Annotated in this window: 17 protein-coding genes; 6 read left to right on the top strand and 11 right to left on the bottom strand. The window is 72.6% G+C overall.

The genetic code is table 11. The annotated features are described in order from the left end of the window. Nucleotides 1-516: 516 nt before the first annotated feature. Nucleotides 517-1110 (bottom strand): HAD family hydrolase, encoded by a 594-nt coding sequence (locus HTZ77_RS38865; RefSeq protein WP_175594746.1) that lies wholly within the window; start codon nucleotides 1108-1110, stop codon nucleotides 517-519. Nucleotides 1111-1144: 34 nt separating this feature from the next. Here HTZ77_RS38865 and HTZ77_RS47855 point away from each other — a divergent pair, with 34 nt between their 5' ends. After that, on the top strand, nucleotides 1145-2623 hold the full coding sequence (locus tag HTZ77_RS47855; RefSeq protein WP_175594774.1) for a glycosyltransferase family 39 protein: 1479 nt from the start codon (nucleotides 1145-1147) through the stop codon (nucleotides 2621-2623). Nucleotides 2624-2699: 76 nt separating this feature from the next. Here HTZ77_RS47855 and tyrS read toward each other — a convergent pair whose 3' ends face one another. Further along, complete coding sequence (gene tyrS, locus HTZ77_RS38855; protein ID WP_175594745.1) at nucleotides 2700-3965, bottom strand: tyrosine--tRNA ligase; 1266 nt, start codon at nucleotides 3963-3965, stop codon at nucleotides 2700-2702. 85 nt (nucleotides 3966-4050) lie between these two features. Here tyrS and HTZ77_RS38850 point away from each other — a divergent pair, with 85 nt between their 5' ends. Continuing rightward, nucleotides 4051-4452, top strand: a complete 402-nt coding sequence (locus HTZ77_RS38850) for a PH domain-containing protein (RefSeq protein ID WP_175594744.1) — start codon at nucleotides 4051-4053, stop codon at nucleotides 4450-4452. Here the strand turns inward: HTZ77_RS38850 and HTZ77_RS38845 are convergent. The 9 genes from HTZ77_RS38845 to argC form a co-directional block, all read right to left on the bottom strand. Further along, nucleotides 4392-5117, bottom strand: a complete 726-nt coding sequence (locus tag HTZ77_RS38845; protein ID WP_175594743.1) for a DNA-3-methyladenine glycosylase — start codon at nucleotides 5115-5117, stop codon at nucleotides 4392-4394. The genes HTZ77_RS38850 and HTZ77_RS38845 overlap by 61 nt on opposite strands. Further along, on the bottom strand, nucleotides 5099-6523 hold the full coding sequence (argH, locus tag HTZ77_RS38840; RefSeq protein ID WP_205304494.1) for an argininosuccinate lyase: 1425 nt from the start codon (nucleotides 6521-6523) through the stop codon (nucleotides 5099-5101). Before argH ends, HTZ77_RS38845 begins: the two co-directional genes overlap by 19 nt. A gap of 64 nt (nucleotides 6524-6587) precedes the next feature. Then, complete coding sequence (locus tag HTZ77_RS38835) at nucleotides 6588-7787, bottom strand: argininosuccinate synthase (protein ID WP_175594742.1); 1200 nt, start codon at nucleotides 7785-7787, stop codon at nucleotides 6588-6590. 22 nt (nucleotides 7788-7809) lie between these two features. After that, on the bottom strand, nucleotides 7810-8304 hold the full coding sequence (locus HTZ77_RS38830; RefSeq protein ID WP_235995799.1) for an arginine repressor: 495 nt from the start codon (nucleotides 8302-8304) through the stop codon (nucleotides 7810-7812). An 8-nt stretch (nucleotides 8305-8312) separates the two neighbouring features. Then, nucleotides 8313-9230 (bottom strand): ornithine carbamoyltransferase, encoded by a 918-nt coding sequence (gene argF / locus HTZ77_RS38825; protein ID WP_175594740.1) that lies wholly within the window; start codon nucleotides 9228-9230, stop codon nucleotides 8313-8315. Then, complete coding sequence (locus HTZ77_RS38820; protein WP_175594739.1) at nucleotides 9227-10405, bottom strand: acetylornithine transaminase; 1179 nt, start codon at nucleotides 10403-10405, stop codon at nucleotides 9227-9229. The genes argF and HTZ77_RS38820 overlap by 4 nt, the downstream gene beginning before the upstream one ends. Next, nucleotides 10398-11276, bottom strand: a complete 879-nt coding sequence (gene argB / locus HTZ77_RS38815) for an acetylglutamate kinase (RefSeq protein ID WP_175594772.1) — start codon at nucleotides 11274-11276, stop codon at nucleotides 10398-10400. Before argB ends, HTZ77_RS38820 begins: the two co-directional genes overlap by 8 nt. A 26-nt stretch (nucleotides 11277-11302) precedes the next feature. Further along, complete coding sequence (gene argJ / locus HTZ77_RS38810) at nucleotides 11303-12454, bottom strand: bifunctional glutamate N-acetyltransferase/amino-acid acetyltransferase ArgJ (RefSeq protein ID WP_175594738.1); 1152 nt, start codon at nucleotides 12452-12454, stop codon at nucleotides 11303-11305. Then, nucleotides 12451-13485, bottom strand: coding sequence for an N-acetyl-gamma-glutamyl-phosphate reductase (gene argC, locus HTZ77_RS38805; protein WP_205304493.1), 1035 nt, complete (start codon nucleotides 13483-13485; stop codon nucleotides 12451-12453). The genes argJ and argC overlap by 4 nt, the downstream gene beginning before the upstream one ends. Nucleotides 13486-13698: 213 nt before the next feature. Here argC and HTZ77_RS38800 point away from each other — a divergent pair, with 213 nt between their 5' ends. From HTZ77_RS38800 to HTZ77_RS38785, 4 genes are all read left to right on the top strand, one after another. Then, entirely contained in the window at nucleotides 13699-15360 is a 1662-nt protein-coding gene (locus tag HTZ77_RS38800) for a class I adenylate-forming enzyme family protein (protein WP_175594737.1), read from the top strand. 208 nt (nucleotides 15361-15568) lie between these two features. Then, nucleotides 15569-15970: a hypothetical protein gene (locus tag HTZ77_RS38795; protein ID WP_175594736.1), complete on the top strand. Its 402-nt coding sequence runs from the start codon at nucleotides 15569-15571 to the stop codon at nucleotides 15968-15970. A 40-nt stretch (nucleotides 15971-16010) separates the two neighbouring features. Next, entirely contained in the window at nucleotides 16011-16370 is a 360-nt protein-coding gene (locus HTZ77_RS38790) for a nuclear transport factor 2 family protein (protein ID WP_175594735.1), read from the top strand. A 142-nt stretch (nucleotides 16371-16512) separates the two neighbouring features. Further along, nucleotides 16513-17820, top strand: a complete 1308-nt coding sequence (locus HTZ77_RS38785; protein WP_328809027.1) for an MFS transporter — start codon at nucleotides 16513-16515, stop codon at nucleotides 17818-17820. Nucleotides 17821-17822 lie beyond the last annotated feature (2 nt).

Genomic DNA, 17822 nt, shown 5'->3' with positions numbered 1-17822 from the left:
CTCCATTAAAGGTCTGATACCCAACTAAAAAGGAATCCGTCACCGGCTTTCGCCGATATGACGGGGTCATGCATTGTTCATGCACTGGCTTTTAACACACTGTTGAGTTCTCAAGAAACGGACGCGTACTCTTCAGTACTGCAAGAGGCGCAGACTCCGTATCGCTATCTTATCAGACTCTCTGATCTGGTGTCAATCTCCAGATCGGTGATCACCTGGTAAGAGGCAACCCCCGCAACTTACCGTGCCACCCCGGTCGTGTCGAATCAACCGGATTTCCGGTGACACGGACGCGCCCAGAACGGCCCGGACCTGCACGCGCCGAAGCACGCCGGCCGAGTGGCTCGCTGTGAAGGGATTTGCCCTGGGGCCCGGCCGCCATCTGGCGTCCGGCTCACTCCCGGGCGAAGACAAAGACTAGGTCGCCATCCTCTCCTCGTCAAATCAGCCCACACACCGGCGCGCCTCCTCGCCTCGGGCCCCTCTCCCCCACCGCGGCCGCGCCCAGGGGGAGGCTCAGGGACGCTTCGTCAGCGCGCGCACCTGCTCCGCCGAGGTGAACAGCTCCGCGGACATGCCCGCCTCGCGCGCCGCCACCACGTTCGCCCCGTTGTCGTCGATGAACAGCACGTCGGACGGCGCCACCCCCAGTCGCTCCGCGCAGATCTCGTACGCCCGCCGGTCCGGCTTGGCCACCCCGATCCGGCACGAGAACGTCAGCGACGCGAACCCGCCGAGCCATGACCCGTGCCGCGTCTCCCACACCGGCACCAGGTCCTCGATGATGTTGGACAGCAGCCCGAGCCTGCGTCCCTGGCCGGCCAGCTCGCGCACCAACCCGACCATCTCCTCGTCCACCTGGCACCAGCTGTCGAGGTCGGCCTGCCGCAGCGCCGGGACGTCGGCGAACCGCGCACCCAGGTGGTCGGCCACCGCCGCCCAGTACGCCGCGCCGTCTTGGCCCGCGTCATAGGCGGGACGGCACGCCCAGTACGCCTCCCAGAACCGCTCGCCGGAGACCCCGGCCAGCTCGACGAGCCGCCGCTTGGCCTCCTCCGTCTGGGTCCGCGCGATCACGCCGTACAGGTCGAAAACGATCACATCAGCCATATCCCCGAGCTTATGCGCGTATTCTGCCCCGGTGATGACCGCCGCCACAGTTGCCCCGATTGCCCCGAGTGTCACCCGTACCCGCTGGTGGGGCGCCTGGGCGGCAGGGGCGGCGGGCGGTCTGGCGGCGCTCAGCGGCTCCGGCTCCGCCTCCCTCAACGGCGACGAACTGGCCACGATCAGCGCGGCCTCCCGCTCGCTGTCCGGGTTGTGGGAGCTTTCCCGGCACATCGACGGCCATTTCCTGCCGTACTACCTGTTCATGCATCTGTGGACCCAGTTCGGTACGGCCGAGCTGTGGCTGCGGCTGCCCTCCGCGCTGGCGATCGGGGTGGCGGCGGGCTTCCTCGCCGACCTGGGACGGCGGCTGCACAGCGGCCGGGCGGGGGTGACAGCCGCCGTGCTGTTCGCGGTCCTGCCGTCCGTGTCCTACTACGGCGCGTTCGCCCGGCCCTACGCGTTCGCGGCGGCGGCCGTGGTGTTCTCCTTCTGGTGCCTGCACCGCCTGACCCGCGCGACTCCGCGGCGCGGGTGGGTGCTGTACGGGGTGTCGGTCGCGCTGGTCTGCTCGACGCACCTGTTCGCGGTGCTCACGCTGCCCGCCCACCTGCCGATCCTGCTGTCGGCGCCGCGACGTCAGGACCGGCTCCGGGAGCTGCTGACCCGGGCCCTGCCCGCGCTGGCCGCCGGGTGCGTGCCGGCGCTGGTGCTCGGCCTGGTGGGGTACGGCGAGCGGCACGCGGTGAGCTGGATCCAGGAGCGCGGGCCGGAGGTGCTGGTGAAGTTCCCCAAGATGGCGGCGGGCGCGGAGACGGCCGGCGTGGCGGTGTTCGCCGTGGCGCTCGCGGGCGTGGCGCTGACGTGGCCGCGCGAGCGCACGTGGTCGGCGGCGCTGGGCGCCTGGCTGGTGGGGCCGCCGATCCTGCTGCTCACGGTGTCGCTGCTGATCACCCCGTTGTACGTGGACCGGTACCTGTTCGTCACGTCCCCGGCCCTGGCGCTGCTGGCGGCCCTGGCCGTGGCGGCCGTGCGGCCCCCGGTCGCGGCCGTTGCCGCGGGGTGCCTGCTGGTCGGCGTCGCGGCGGTGGCCGGGCTGGACCGGCACACCGAGCTGAGAGCCTTCAACGGCAGGTTCGAGGACTTCCCGGGCGCGGTGCGGCGGGTGGCGGCGCGGGAGGGGGACGCGATCGTGTTCGGTCAGAGCTCGGTGCGTGCCGGTTTCGACTACTACGCGCCCCCGGACCTGGCCCTCGACGTTCTGCGGCTGGGTCCCGCGCCGGAGGCGGGCGGGTTCGGCTTCCCCGAGCGTACGGACGTCGCCGAGGCGCTGCGGGATCAGAAGCGCGTGTGGGTGGTGTGGCGCGGGACCAAGGCGTCAGGCGACAAGCTGCCGCGCGTGAAGGCCGTCAAGGAGGCGGGATTCAAGGCGGTCTCGTCGTGGCACTCGGCCGAGTTGCCGGGGCTCACCGTCGCCCTGTTCACCCGTTCCGGAGCCGACGCCGCCCGACGTTGATCCCGTCGAGGGAGAGTCGAGGGAGGCATGAGCGCGGGCCCTCCCCTGAGGGAGGACCCGCGGTCACGGAGCCGGGTCAGCCGACGACGACGCCGCCGATCGACTTCTTGCCGCGCCGCAGCACCAGGAAGCGCCCGTGCAGCAGGTCGTCCGACGCCGGCACGTACGCCTCGTCGGTGATCTTGACGTTGTTGAGGTACGCCCCGCCCTCCTTGACCGCCCGGCGGGCCGCGGACTTCGACTCGACCAGCCCGCTGTCGGCCATCAGGTCGACCAGCGGCGCCCCGAGCGCCGGCACGGCGGCCTTGGGCACCTCGGCCAGGGCGGCCTCCAGCGTCGCGGCGGACAGTTCCTCCAGCGCCCCCTGCCCGAACAGCGCCTTGGACGCCGCGATGGCGGCCGCGAGCTCGTCGGCGCCGTGGACCAGGGTGGTCAGGTCCTCGGCGAGCGTGCGCTGCGCCTCACGGGCGAACGGCCGCTCGGCGACGGCCTTCTCCAGCGCGTCGATCTCCTCGCGGGTGCGGAAGGTGAACACCTTGAGCAGGCGGATCACGTCGCGGTCGTCGGCGTTGAGCCAGTACTGGTAGAAGGCGTACGGGCTGGTCAGCGCGGGGTCGAGCCAGACCGCGCCGCCGGCCGTCTTGCCGAACTTGGTGCCGTCGGCCTTGGTGATGAGCTTGCCGGTGAGCGCGTGCACGTGGGCGCCCTCGACGCGGCGGATCAGGTCGACGCCGGCGGTGATGTTGCCCCACTGGTCGCTGCCGCCGACCTGGAGCGTGCAGTTCTGGCGGCGGTAGAGCTCCAGGTAGTCGTTGGCCTGGAGGATCTGGTAGCTGAACTCGGTGTAGCTGAGCCCCTCGCCGCCGAGCCGGGCGGAGACCGACTCGCGGGCCAGCATGCGGTTGACCGGGAAGTGCTTGCCGACGTCACGCAGGAAGTCGATGGCCGACAGCTCGGCGGTCCAGTCGAGGTTGCTGACGAGCTCGGCGGCGGTGGGGCCGGGCTCGAAGGACAGGAACTTCTCCACCTGCGTCCGGATCTTACTCACCCACTCGGCGACGACCTCGCTGGTGTTGAGCACGCGCTCGGTGCTGCGGCCGCTCGGGTCGCCGATCAGGCCGGTCGCCCCGCCGACCAGCCCGACCGGCCGGTGGCCGGCCCGCTGGAAGCGGGTGAGGATCAGCAGTGTCGCGAGGTTGCCCATGTGCAGGGACGGGGCGGTCGGGTCGAAGCCGGCATAGACCGTGATCGGCCCCTTCGACAGCGCCTCGCGCAGGGCCGCGATGTCGGTGGTCTGCGCGATGACGTCGCGCCAGTGGAGCTCGTCCAGAATGTCGGTCACGGTGCTGGCTTTCCGATAGACGTTGAGTGGTTACAGCCTGCCCGATCGCGGCCTCACCCCGCCACTTGGAATACGCTCGGCAACCATGTGGAGGGTCCATCGCGAGCTGGCCGTTTCGAAGATCTTAGGGGCTCTGGGGTGCGCGGGGCTCGCCGTCTTCTGGTACGCGAACGGTGACGTGCGCGGGGTGATGCTGGCCGTCCCGGCGGCGCTGCTCGTGGGCGCCATGGGGCTGCGCGATCTGCTCGTGCCCGTCCGGCTGTCGGTGTCGGAGGACGGGATCACGGTGGTGCACGGGTTCGCCGGGCGCAGGCACGTGCCGTGGGCGGACGTACGGGACGTCAAGGTGGAGGTGCGCCGCAGGTACGGCCTGCGCAGCGAGATGCTGGAGATCGACACGGGCGATCACCTGCACATCTTCAGCGCTCACGAGCTGGGCGCCTCCCCCACCGAGGTGGCGGCGGTGCTGCGGCGGCGCGGCACGTGAGCCCGGTACGGCGACACGGTCGGGTCGCCGTCGATCCAGAACCGCCACGGCGTGTCCTTGGCGGTCGAGATCCCGGTGCGGGGACCTGACCGGATCGCGTCCGGCTCGGGCGGGACGCCCTCCAGGACGACGGCGGCTCCGGCGGGGACTCCGGTCAGTCCGAGCTCGGTGAAGCGGCCCGGCGCGCCGTCCAGTACCGCGTCGAGCCCGTTGTGCTCGCGTGTCAGGCCGAGCGCGGTGGCCAGCCGCGCGGGGCCGCGGGCGAGGTCGCGTTCGGGGATGCGCCGGGTGCGGTCGCCGTTGACCAGGCGCCGCTCCCGGGCCACGTCGAGCCCGGCCAGGATCTCCCCGGCGCGCAGCAGCACGGCCGAGCCGTGGTCCTCGGGCAGGCACACCAGGTTGGCGCAGAAGTGCATGCCGTAGGTGAAGTACACGTACAGGTGGCCCGGCGGCCCGAACATCACCGCGTTGCGGGGCGTCCTGCCCCGGTAGGTGTGGGCGGCCGGGTCCTCGCCCGGCCCGCCGTACGCCTCGACCTCGGTGAGCCGCACCGCGACGGGGCCGTGCACGAGGACGCGCCCGAGCAGGTCGGGCGCGACCTCGTGGGAGGGCCGGTCGAAGAACGAGCGCGGCAGCGGCGCGGAGGTCAGGAGCCCGCCGCCCATGCGGCCTGGGCGTCGACGGCCTCGCGCAGCGCGGCGATCTGGTCGCGGACGCGGTCGGGGGCGGTGCCGCCGTGGGCCTTGCGGGCGGCCAGCGCGCCGGGCACGTTGAGCACGTCGCGGACGTCGGGCGTCAGGTGCTCCGACACCTTGATCAGCTCGTCGTCGGTGAGGTCGCCCAGGTCCTTGTCGTAGGACTGGCAGTACACGACCAGGTGCCCGACGGCCTCGTGGGCGTCGCGGAACGGCACGCCGCGCCGGACGAGCAGCTCGGCCAGGTCGGTGGCCAGCGCGAACCCGTCGGGGGCCGACGCCTGGAGGCGGGCGGTGTTGACGCGCATCGTGGCGACCAGGCCGGCCATCGCGGGCAGAACCAGCAGCAGGGTGTCGACGGCGTCGAAGACCGGCTCCTTGTCCTCCTGCAGGTCACGGTTGTAGGTGAGCGGCAGGCCCTTGAGCGTGGTCAGCAGCGACATGAGGTTGCCGATGAGCCGGCCGGACTTGCCGCGGGCCAGCTCGGCCACGTCGGGGTTCTTCTTCTGCGGCATGATCGACGAGCCGGTGGAGTAGGCGTCGTCCATCTCGATCCAGCGGAACTCCTGCGAGGCCCACAGCACGATCTCCTCGCCGAGCCGCGACAGGTGGACCCCGATCATGGCGGCGTCGAACAGGAACTCGGCGGCGAAGTCGCGGTCGGCCACGGCGTCCATCGAGTTGGGCGCGGCGCTGTCGAAGCCCAGCTCGGCGGCCACCGCCTGCGGGTCGAGCGGCAGCGACGAGCCGGCCAGCGCGCCGGCGCCGAGCGGCGAGACCGCGGCGCGCTTGTCCCAGTCGGTGAGGCGGTCGATGTCGCGGGCGAAGGCGTGGACGTGGGCGAGCAACTGGTGGCCGAACGACACCGGCTGCGCGTGCTGCAGGTGGGTCATGCCCGGGGCCGCGGTGTCGGCGTGCTGCCCGGCCTGCTCCATGAGCGCCGTCTCCAGCTCGACCAGCCGGGAGACGATGGTGCGGGCGTGGTCGCGCAGGTAGAGACGCAGGTCGGTGGCGATCTGGTCGTTGCGGCTGCGGCCGGCGCGCAGCTTGCCGCCGAGCGAGCCGAGCCGCTCCAGCAGGCCGCGCTCCAGCGCGGTGTGCACGTCCTCGTCGGCGACCGTCGGCCGGAACTCGCCCGCCTTGCAGGCGCGCTCCAGGTCGTCCAGCGCGCCGATCATGCGCTCCAGCTCCTGCTCGTCCAGCAGCCCGGCGCGGTGCAGCACGCGGGCGTGGGCGCGCGAGGCGGCCAGGTCGTACGGCACGAGCCGCCAGTCGAAGTGCACGCTCACCGACAGCCGGGTCAGCGCGTCGGCCGGGCCCCCCTCGAAACGTCCGCCCCAGAGCCGCATCGGCTTCCCCTCACTCACGGTTGTCATCTCCTCCTCGGCAAGATTGTCTGGCCGCGCCGGCGCCGGATCTCCTGCGCGACCTTAGTGCACGTCACCCGTGCCGGGCGTCCCGGGCCGCCGCGATCTTGGCGGGAAGGCTGAAGAGCTGGACGAAGCCCCTGGCCAGGGACTGGTCGAAGCTGTCGCCGGTGTCGTAGGTGGCCAGCGAGAAATCGTACAGGGACTGGCCGGATCGCCGGCCGGTGACGGTGGCGCGTCCCCCGTGCAACGTCATGCGGACGTCGCCGGAGACGTGCTTCTGGGCGTCGGCGACGAAGGCGTCGAGCGCGTCCTTGAGCGGCGAGAACCACAGGCCGTCGTAGACGAGCTCGCTCCACCGCTGGTCGACGCCGCGCTTGAAGCGCGCCAGGTCGCGTTCGACGGTGACGTTCTCCAGCTCCATGTGCGCGGTGATGAGCGCGACGGCGCCGGGCGCCTCGTACACCTCGCGGGACTTGATGCCGACGAGCCGGTCCTCGACCAGGTCGACGCGGCCGACGCCCTGGGCGCCGGCGCGCCGGTTGAGCTCGTCGATCACCTGGTACGGCGTGAGCGGCCGCCCGTCGAGCGCGACCGGGACGCCCTGGTCGAAGGTGATGACCACCTCGTCGGGCTCGCGCGGGGCGGCCGGGTCGGCGGTGTAGGCGTAGACGTCCTCGGTGGGGCCGTTCCAGATGTCCTCAAGGAAGCCGGTCTCGATGGCGCGGCCCCAGAGGTTCTGGTCGATGGAGAACGGGTTGCTCTTCGTCGTCTCGATCGGCAGGCCCTTGTCCTCGGCGAACTCGATGGCCTTGTCGCGGGTCCAGGCGAAGTCCCGGGCCGGGGCGACGACGCGCAGGCCGGGGGCGAGCGCGGCCAGGCCCGCCTCGAAGCGGACCTGGTCGTTGCCCTTGCCGGTGCAGCCGTGGGAGACGACCGTGCCGCCGAACCGCTCGGCCGCCGCGACCAGGTGCCTGACGATGAGCGGCCGCGACAGCGACGACACGAGCGGATAGCGGTCCATGTAGAGCGCGTTGGCGCGCAGGGCCGGCACGCAGAAGTCGGCGGCGAACTCCTCCTTGGCGTCCACCACGACCGACTCGGCGGCGCCGCAGTCGAGGGCGCGCTTGCGGATCACGTCCATGTCCTCGCCGCCCTGGCCGAGGTCGACGGCGACGGCGATGACCTCGGCGTCCATCTTCTCGGCCAGGAACGGGATGGCGACGGACGTGTCGAGCCCGCCGGAGTACGCGAGGACCACTCTCTCGCTCATGTCGGGAACCTCCCGGGTGTTTCTAGGCGCGGCGGTCGGCGGCCTTGAGCAGGGACTCGGCCACCGCCTGGCCGCCTTGCGGGTCGCGGCTGATGACGAGGATCGTGTCGTCGCCCGCGACCGTGCCGAGGATGGACTCCCAGTCGGCGTGGTCGATGGCCGAGGCCAGGAACTGGGCGGCTCCGGGCGGCGTGCGGACGATGATCAGGTTGGCCGACGCCTCGGCCGAGACCAGGAGCTCCTCGGCGATGCGGTGCAGCCGCGCGGCGGGCGACTCGCCGGTGCCGAGCCGGGCGACCGGGATGCGGCCGCCGCCCTCGCCGGGCAGCGCGTAGACCAGCGAGCCGTCCTCGGCGCGCAGCTTGAGCGCGCCGAGCTCGTCGAGGTCGCGCGACAGCGTGGCCTGGGTGACCTCGACGCCGCTCTCGGCCAGCAGCTTGGCCAGCTCGGGCTGGGAGCGCACCGCCTGCCGCTGGAGCAGGTCGGTGATCTTGGCCTGGCGGGCGGCCTTGGTCATGGGGATGGTCACGGTCGCGTCACCAGCCAGTGCAGGAGCGCCTTCTGGGCGTGCAGGCGGTTCTCGGCCTGGTCCCACACGGCGCTGCGGGGTCCGTCGAGGACGTCGGCGGTGATCTCGTAGCCGCGGTAGGCGGGCAGGCAGTGCAGCACGATCGCGTCGTCCGCGGCGTGCTCCAGCAGCTCCGCGTTCACCTGGTACGGCATGAGCGCGGCGACCCGCTCCTCCTTGCCGTCCTGGCCCATGGACACCCAGGTGTCGGTGGTGACGACGTGGGCGCCGGCGGCCGCGGCGGCGGGGTCGGAGGTCGCGAGGACCGAGCCGCCCGTGCGGGCCGCGATGGCGGCGGCCCGGTCGAGGACGACGGGGTCGGGCTGGTAGCCGGCCGGCGCGGCGACGCGCACGTGCATGCCGGCGGTGGCGCAGCCGAGCAGGTAGGAGTGGGCCATGTTGTTGGCGCCGTCACCGAGGTAGGCGAGCGTGAGCCCGGCCGTGCGGCCGAGGCGCTCGCGGACCGTCTGCAGGTCGGCGAGGATCTGGCAGGGGTGGAACTCGTCGGTCAGCGCGTTGACCACGGGGACGGCGGAGGCGGAGGCCATGGCCTCGATCCGCTCCTGGCCGGAGGTGCGCCACACGATCGCGGCCACCTGGCGGTCCAGGACGCGGGCGGTGTCCTCGATCGGCTCGCCGCGGCCCATCTGGGAGGATCCTCCGTCGATGACGAGCGGCAGGCCGCCCAGCTCGCCGACGCCCACGGCGAACGACACGCGGGTGCGGGTGGAGGGCTTGTCGAACAGCACGGCGACGGTCTTCGGTCCCTCGAACGGGCGGTAGCCGTAGCGGTCCTTCTTCATGGCCTCGGCCAGGTCGAGCACCTCGGCCTGCTCGGCGGGCGACAGGTCGTCGTCCCTGAGGAAGTGTCTCACCGGGCGGCCTCCGTGAGGATCGCGGGGAACGCGGACACGAACGCGTCGATCTCGGCCTCGGTGACGACGAGCGGCGGGGCGAGCCGTACGGCGTCGGGCTGCAGCGCGTTGACGAGGAACCCGGCGCCGGCGGCGGCGTCCTGGACGCGGCCGGAGACCGGCTCGGTCAGCACGGCGGCCAGCCAGAGGCCGCGCCCGCGCACGCCCTTGAGCAGCGGGTGGCCGATCGCCTCCAGGCCGTCGCGCAGCCGGGTCGCGACCTGCTGGACGTGGCCGAGGTCGACGTTGTCGAGCACGGCCAGGGCGGCGGCGCAGGCGACCGGGTTGCCGCCGAAGGTGGAGCCGTGGTCGCCCTTGGCGAACAGGGTGCCGGCCTCGCCGAAGCCGACGCACGCGCCGATCGGCAGGCCGCCGCCGAGGCCCTTGGCCAGGGTGAGGATGTCGGGGGTGAAGCCGTCGGCCTGGTGGGCGAACCAGTGGCCGGTGCGGCCGATCGCCGACTGGATCTCGTCGGCCACGAGCAGCGCGCCGGTGGCGTCGCAGATCTCGCGGGCCGCGGCCAGGTAGCCGTCGGGGGGCGGGACGACGCCGGCCTCGCCCTGGGTGGGCTCCAGGAAGACGGCGATGCAGTCGCCGGTCACGGCCTCCTTGAGCGCGTCGGCGTCGCCGTAGGGGACGAAGCGGACGTCGACCGGGAACGGGCCGAACTGGTCGCGGATGGCCTTCTTGCCGGTCAGCGACAGGGCGCCGATGGTGCGGCCGTGGAAGCCGTTCTCGGCGGCGACGAAGTAACTGCGGCCCTCGCGCCGGCCGTACTTGAGCGCGAGCTTGTAGGCCGCCTCGTTGGCCTCGGTGCCGGAGTTGGCGAGGAAGACGCGCGCGGGCGCCTTGAGCAGCTCCTGGAGCCGCTCGGCGAGCAGCACCTCGGGCTCGTGCAGGAACAGGTTGCTGGTGTGGGCGATGGTCGCCACCTGGCGGGAGACGGCCTCGACCAGCGCCGGGTGGGCGTGGCCGAGGGAGCTGACCGCGATGCCGCCGATGAAGTCGAGGTACTCCTTGCCGTCCACGTCCCACACGCGGGTGCCCTCGCCGCGGGCCAGCGCGACCGGCGGGACGCCGTAGTTGGGCATGAACGCCCGCTCGAACCGGTCGAACAGGCTGGGCTGCTCACTCATCGGGCATCACCATGGTTCCGATTCCTTCGTCGGTGAAGATCTCCAGCAGGAGGGCGTGGGGCACCCGTCCGTCGAGGACGTGCGCCTGGGGCACGCCTCCCCGCACCGCGGTCAGGCATGCCTCCATCTTGGGCACCATGCCGCTGGACAGGGTGGGTATCAGGTCCTCCAGCTCGGCGGCGCCGAGCTGGTCGATGACGTCGGTGTCGTCGGGCCAGTTGGCGTACAGGCCCTCGACGTCGGTGAGGACGATGAGCTTGTGGGCGCCGAGCGCGACGGCGAGCGCCGCGGCGGCGGTGTCGGCGTTGACGTTGTAGACCTGGCCGTCCTCGCCGCGGGCGATGCTGGAGACGACCGGGACGCGGCCGTCGTCGATGAGCGCGAGCACCGCGCCGGGCTCGACCCTGACGATGTCGCCGACCTGGCCGATGTCCACGGGCTCGCCGTCGACGACGGCGTGCTTGCGCTCGGCGGTGAACAGGTGGGCGTCCTCGCCGGACAGGCCGACCGCGAACGGGCCGTGCCGGTTGATCAGGCCGACGACGTCGCGGTTGACCTGGCCGACCAGCACCATGCGGACGACCTGCATGGCCTCGGGCGTGGTGACGCGCAGGCCCGCGGTGAAGGTGGACTCGATGCCGAGCCGGTCGAGGTGCTCGCTGATCTGGGGGCCGCCGCCGTGGACGACGACCGGCCGCAGGCCGGCGTGGCGCAGGAAGACGATGTCCTCGGCGAAGCCGGCCTTGAGCGCGTCCTCGGTCATGGCGTTGCCGCCGTACTTGACCACGACGGTCGCGCCGTGGAAGCGGGTCAGCCAGGGCAGCGCCTCGATGAGCGTGCCGGCCTTGGCGTGGGCGCCGTTCGCGCGCAGCGAGGGGCCGGTTCCGGAAGCGGCGGTCACGACGAGTACGCCGAGTTCTCGTGGACGTACGCGGCGGTCAGGTCGGTGGTGTGGATCGTGGCCGACTGGGCGCCCGCCGACAGGTCGACGGTGATGGTCACGTCGCGGGGGCGCATGTCCACCTTGGACCGGTCGTCGCCGACCGCGCCGCCGCGGCAGATCCAGATGCCGTTGATGGCGACGTTGACCCGGTCGGGCTCGAACGCGGCGGAGGTGGTGCCGACGGCGGACAGCACGCGGCCCCAGTTGGGGTCCTCGCCGTGGACGGCGCACTTGAGCAGGTTGGAGCGGGCGACGGCGCGGCCGACCAGCAGCGCGTCCTCCTCGGTGGCGGCGCCGACCACCTCGATGGCGACGGCCTTGGTGGCGCCCTCGGCGTCGACGAGGAGCTGGCGGGCCAGGTCGGCGCAGACCTCGGTGACCTTCTGCTCGAACTCGGCCAGGTCGGGCACGACGCCGGAGGCGCCGCTGGCCAGCAGCAGCACGGTGTCGTTGGTGGACATGCAGCCGTCGGCGTCGAGCCGGTCGAAGGTGCGGGAGGTGGCCCGGCGCAGCACGGCGTCGAGCTGGCCGCTGGTCAGGTCGGCGTCGGTGGTGATCACGCAGAGCATGGTGGCCAGGGCGGGGGCGAGCATGCCGGCGCCCTTGGCCATGCCGCCGACCATGTAGCCGTCGGCCCGCTTGAACGAGATCTTGGAGACGGTGTCGGTGGTGCGGATGGCGTCGGCGGCGGCCAGGCCGCCGTCGCGGGAGAGCTGGGAGCCGGCCTGGTCGACGCCGGGCAGCAGGGCGTCCATGGGCAGCCGCTCGCCGATGAGGCCGGTGGAGCAGACGGCGATCTCGCCGGCGGAGTCGCCGATCACGTCGGCCACCCGCTCGGCGGTGGCGTGAGTGTCCTGGAAGCCCTCGGGGCCGGTGCAGGCGTTGGCGCCTCCGGAGTTGAGGACGACCGCCCGGACCCTGCCGCCGCTCAGGACCTGCTGCGACCACAGCACGGGGGCGGCCTTCACGCGGTTGGCGGTGAAGACGCCGGCGGCGGCGCGGCTGGGCCCGTCGTTGACGACGAGGGCGAGGTCGCGGGAGCCGCCGGACTTGATGCCGGCGGCGATGCCCGCGGCCCGGAAGCCGAGGGGGGCGGTCACGCTCATGGGGCGACTCCTGTCGTGGGGAGACCGAGCTCTTCGGGCAGGCCAAGGGCGAGGTTCGCACTCTGGAGCGCGCCTCCGGCGGTCCCCTTGGTGAGGTTGTCGATGGCGATGACGGCGATGAGGCGGCCGGCGCGCTCGTCGAGCGTCACCTGCACGGCCGCGGTGTTGGCGCCGTACGTCATGGAGGTGGCGGGCCAGACGCCCTCAGGCAGGAGCCGGACGAACGGCTCGGTGGCCAGGGCGCTCTCGTACGCCTCGCGGACGGCCGCGCGGGTGAGCCCGGGGGCGGCGGGGGCGGTGCAGGTGGCGAGGATGCCGCGGCTCATCGGGGCGAGCGTCGGGGTGAACGACACGCGCACCGGGGTGCCGGCGACGTTCGACAGGCCCTGCTCCATCTCGGGGGTGTGCCGGTGGACGCCGCCCACGCCGTACGCGCTGACGGAGCCCATGACCTCGCTGCCGAGTAGGTGGGTCTTGAGCGACCTGCCCGCGCCGCTGGTGCCGCTGGCGGCGACCACGACGACGTCGGGCTCGGCCAGGCCGGCGGCGAAGGCGGGGGCCAGGGCCAGCAGGACGGAGGTGGGATAGCAGCCGGGGACGGCGACGCGGCGGGCGCTCTTGAGCACCTCGCGCTGGCCGGGCAGCTCGGGCAGGCCGTAGGGCCAGGTGCCGGCGTGCTCGCCGCCGTAGAACTCCTGCCAGGCGGCGGGGTCGGCGAGCCGGTGGTCGGCGCCGCAGTCGACCACGAGCGTGTCGTCGCCCAGGTCGGCGGCGACGGCGGCGGAGTGGCCGTGCGGCAGCGCCAGGAAGACGACGTCGTGGCCGGCGAGCGCCTCGGTGGTGGTCTCCTCGATGACCCGGCCGGCCAGGGGCGCCAGGTGGGGCTGGTGGGCGCCGAGCGGGGTGCCGGCGCTGGAGGCCGCGGTCAGCGCGCCGATCTCGAACTCGGGATGGCCGAGCAGCAGCCGGAGCAGCTCGCCTCCCGCGTAGCCGCTGGCACCCGCGACCGCCGCCCTCATTCCTACCTCCATGTCTGCATAGTCATGCATCACTTCTCATGTCCTTGCTTGCAGAAATGATGCACGGCAGAGCAAGAACATGCAAGTCGGAGGGGGTGCGGCACGCCGCGGACGAGGGCGTTTCCCCTGCGCACGGTGCGAACGGAATGTTGCTCTAGCGCACCGTACCTACCGGTCGGTACTGTGAGGCTTCCGGACCAGCCGTCTCATCGCGGGAGTCTGCGCATGACGCTCACGCATGCCCAGGTGGAAGCCCAGCTCACCGGGCCCGGCCAGCTGTTCGAGGTGGAGGAGATCGGCCGCACCGGGATACGCACCTGGAAGCACGCGCCCGCCCACTTCCGAGCCCTGCTCGACATCAGCCGCTTCCACGGCGACAAGGTGTTCCTCGTCTACGAGGACGAGCACATCACCTTCGAGGAGCACTACCGGCGGGTGGCGGCGCTGGCCACCCGGCTCGTGGAGGACTACGGGGTCACCAAGGGCGACCGGGTGGCCGTGGCCATGCGCAACTACCCCGAATGGGTCGTCGCCTTCTCGGCCGCGCTCGCCGCCGGCGCCGTCGCCGTGCCGCTGAACGCGTGGTGGACCGAGCCCGAGCTGGCCTACGGCGTCTCCGACTCGGGCGCCAAGGTGCTGATCGCCGACGCCGAGCGGGCCGCCCGCCTGGCCGCGACCGGCCTGCCGCTCATCGTGGCCCGGGGCGAGGCGCCTCCCGGCGCGCGCACGTTCGCCGAGGTCGTCGGCGAGCCCGGCCCCGAGGTACGCCTCCCCGACGTCGAGCTGTCGCCCGAGGACCCCGCCACGATCTTCTACACCTCGGGCACGACCGGGCACCCCAAGGGCGCGCTCGGCAGCCACCGCAACCTCGGCCAGTCGCCCATGACCGTGGCCTACGGGCTCATGCGGGCGGTCGCCCTGGCCGGCAGGGACGTCTCCGAGGCCGCCGGCCAGCGGCGGGTGACGCTGCTGGCCGTGCCGCTGTTCCACGTCACGGGGTGCTTCTCGGCGCTGACCACGACGATGTTCGGCGGCGGCGGGCTGGTGCTCATGTACAAGTGGGACCCCGCGCAGGCGCTGCGCCTCATCGAGCGCGAGCGCGTCACCGTCATGATCGGCGTCCCGACCAACGCGTGGCAGCTCATGTCGCACCCCGACTTCGCCAAGCACGACCTGTCCTCGCTCAACACCGTCGGCTACGGCGGCGCGCCCGCCCCGCCCAAGCTGCTGGAGCGCATCACCGCCAACCTGCCCCAGCGGGCCACCTCCAACGGCTACGGCATGACGGAGACGACCGCCCTGGCCATCGGCAACGGCGGGCCCGACTACCTGTCGAGGCCCGACAGCATCGGCCTGCCCTCGGCCGTGGTGGACGTGCGTGTGGTGGACCCGGCCGGCGAGGAGCTGCCGCGCGGCGAGGTGGGCGAGCTGTGCGTGCGCGGCCCGAACGTCATCATGGGGTACTGGAACAAGCCGCAGGCCACGGCCGAGACGTTCGTCAACGGCTGGCTGCACACGGGCGACCTGGCGAAGATCGACGAGGAGGGCTTCGTCTACATCGTCGACCGGGCCAAGGACATAGTGATCCGGGGCGGCGAGAACGTCTACTGCGCCGAGGTCGAGGCCGCCCTGTTCGAGCACCCCGCCGTGGACGACGCCGCGGTCATCGGCGTGCCGCACGACGAGCTGGGCGAGGAGGTGGGCGCGGTGGTCCGCCTCGCGCCCGGGTCCTCCGTCACCGCCGACGAGCTGCGGGGGTTCCTGGACGGGCGGATCGCCAAGTTCAAGATCCCGGTCCACGTGTGGTTCCGGGAGGACGAGCTGCCGCGCAACCCGGGCGGCAAGATCCTCAAGACCCGGCTGCGCAGGGAGATCCTGGGGTCGTAGCCGCTCCCCTCGGTCGTGGCCGCCGGACGTCGTCCGGCGGCCCTTTTTTCGTTCGCCCACGCGCAGGTCGGCGGGGAGATAGGCGCCCGCCTTACCTGGCGCGTAATCGCGTGGCCCCCACCCCGGATGACACCTTTTCGGTTGTCGGCACCGAACACCGACACCAAGACCGGAACACCAGGACCGGAACACCGAGAAGGAGCCCACGATGACCGCCGTGACCGTCACCACCGACCGGACCAAGTTCCTGCGCCTCGCCCTGGCCGCGGACGCGGCCGTCACCGGGGTCAACGGCCTGGCCTACCTGGCCGCGGCGGGCCCCCTCGCCGACCTGCTCGGGCCCGGCGCCGGGCTGCTGCGCGGGATCGGGGCGTTCCTCCTCGTGTACGCCGTGGCCGTCGGGGTGCTGGCGACCCGGACGGCGGTCAACGCCGCCGCGACCAAGGCGGTGATCGCCGTGAACCTCGCCTGGACGCTGGCCAGCCTGGTCGCCGCGGTCGCCGAGTCCGGCGAGTTCACGGTGCTCGGCCTGGTGTGGACCGTCGCCCAGGCCCTCGTCGTCGCGGTCTTCGCCGAACTGCAGATCATGGGCCTGCGCCGGGCGCGCTGACCCTCCCGCCCCTCCATCTCGTACGAAAGGTTGAGAAATCATGAACGCTGAGCTGGTCGAGCGCTACGTCGCCGCCTGGAACGAGACCGACGCCGCCGCCCGCGCCAAGGCCGTCGCCGAGCTGTGGACCGAGGACGGCGCCTACACCGACCCGCTGGCCCAGGTGCGGGGCCACGAGGCGATCGCCGCCGTGATCGAGGGCGCGCAGGGCATGTTCCCGGGCCTCGTCTTCAGCGCCGGTGAGGTGTTCGACGCCCACCACGACATCGCCCGCTTCACCTGGCACCTCGGGCCCGAGGGCGGCGAGCCGGTGGCGGTCGGGTTCGACGTGGTGGAGCTGGCCGAGGACGGCAGGATCGCCCGGGTGCTCGGGTTCCTCGACAAGGTCCCGGCCGCCTGACCTCCCTCCCCCGCGCCTTCGCGGTGCGCCTTCCCCCTCCGCCGAGCGGCCCCCGGAACGTCACCGGGGGCCGCTTGGCGTTCCCGCGTACCTGCTGAAAAGCGTTTGCCCCGATCCGCGCGAACCAGGACAATCAGCGGCCGTGCCGCGAAGACTTCTCGACCTGTTCCGCCGCCTGATGCCCGACCTCGGGCCGCTGCGCGACTCCCGCGACTACCGCCTGCTCACCGCCTCCGGCGTCGTGACCATGTTCGGCACGTTCATCACGGTCGTGGCGGTGCCGTACCAGATGAAGGAGCTGACCGGCTCCCCCCTCGCGGTCGGGCTGGTGAGCCTGGCCGAGTTCGTGCCCATGGTGGTGTGCGGGCTGTGGGGCGGCGCGATCGCCGACGCCCTCGACCGGCGCAAGGTCATCCTGCTCAGCGAGCTGGGGCTGGCCTTCACCTCGGCGATGCTCACGGTCAACGCGCTGCTGCCCGACCCGCAGGTGTGGGTGCTGTACGTGGTGGGCGCGCTCTCGACGGCCATCGGCTCGCTGCAGCGGCCCAGCGCGGAGTCGCTGACGCCGCAGGTCGTGCGGCACGACCAGCTCGGCGCCGCCGCCGTCCTGCAGAGCCTGCGCTGGAACGTCGGCGCGATCGTCGCCCCGGCCCTCGGCGGGCTGCTCGTGACCTCGTTCGGCACGGCCACGGCATACGCGGCCGACACCCTGAGCTTCGTCGTGTCGCTGCTGCTGCTGTGGCGGATCGCCGCGCGCCCGCCCGCCGAGGAGGCCGCCCCGGCGTCGCTGCGCTCGCTGGTCGAGGGCGTCCGCTACGCCGTCGGCCGGCGCGACCTCATGGGCACCTATCTCGTGGACATCGCGGCGATGGTGTTCGCCATGTCCACGGCGCTGTTCCCGTTCCTGGCCGACCAGCTCGGCGCGTCGAAGGCGCTCGGCCTGCTCTACTCGGCGGGAGCCGTGGGCGGCCTGGTGGCCACGCTCACCGGCGGCTGGACCTCCCGGGTCCACCGGCAGGGCCTCGGCGTGATCCTCGCGGCGGCCGTGTGGGGCACGGCGGTGGCGCTCGCCGCGGTCGCTCCGAGCGTGTGGCTGGTGTTCGCCTGCCTGGCACTGGCCGGCGCGGCCGACATGATCAGCGGCATCTTCCGGATGACGATCTGGAACCAGACCATCCCGGACGAGCTGCGCGGGCGCCTGGCGGGCATCGAGCTGCTCTCGTACGCCAGCGGCCCGATGCTGGGCAACGCGCGCGCCGGGCTGATGGCCGGCTGGGGCGGGGCCCGGTTCTCGCTCGGGGCGGGCGGGCTGCTGTGCGTGGCGGCGGTGGCGGCCCTCGCCGCGGCGCTGCCGGGGTTTCGGAGGTACGACGCCCGTACGGACGAGCACGCGCTGGCCGAGAAGGCGCGCCGCGAGGAGCGGCAGGTCACCGAGGCCGGCACGGCCTGAGC

It is taken from the genome of Nonomuraea montanisoli (assembly GCF_013363975.1).
GTDB classification, from domain to species: Bacteria; Actinomycetota; Actinomycetes; order Streptosporangiales; family Streptosporangiaceae; genus Nonomuraea; species Nonomuraea montanisoli.
Note: the sequence above shows the minus strand (reverse complement) of the source record. Positions and strands in the feature narration are given on the sequence as shown.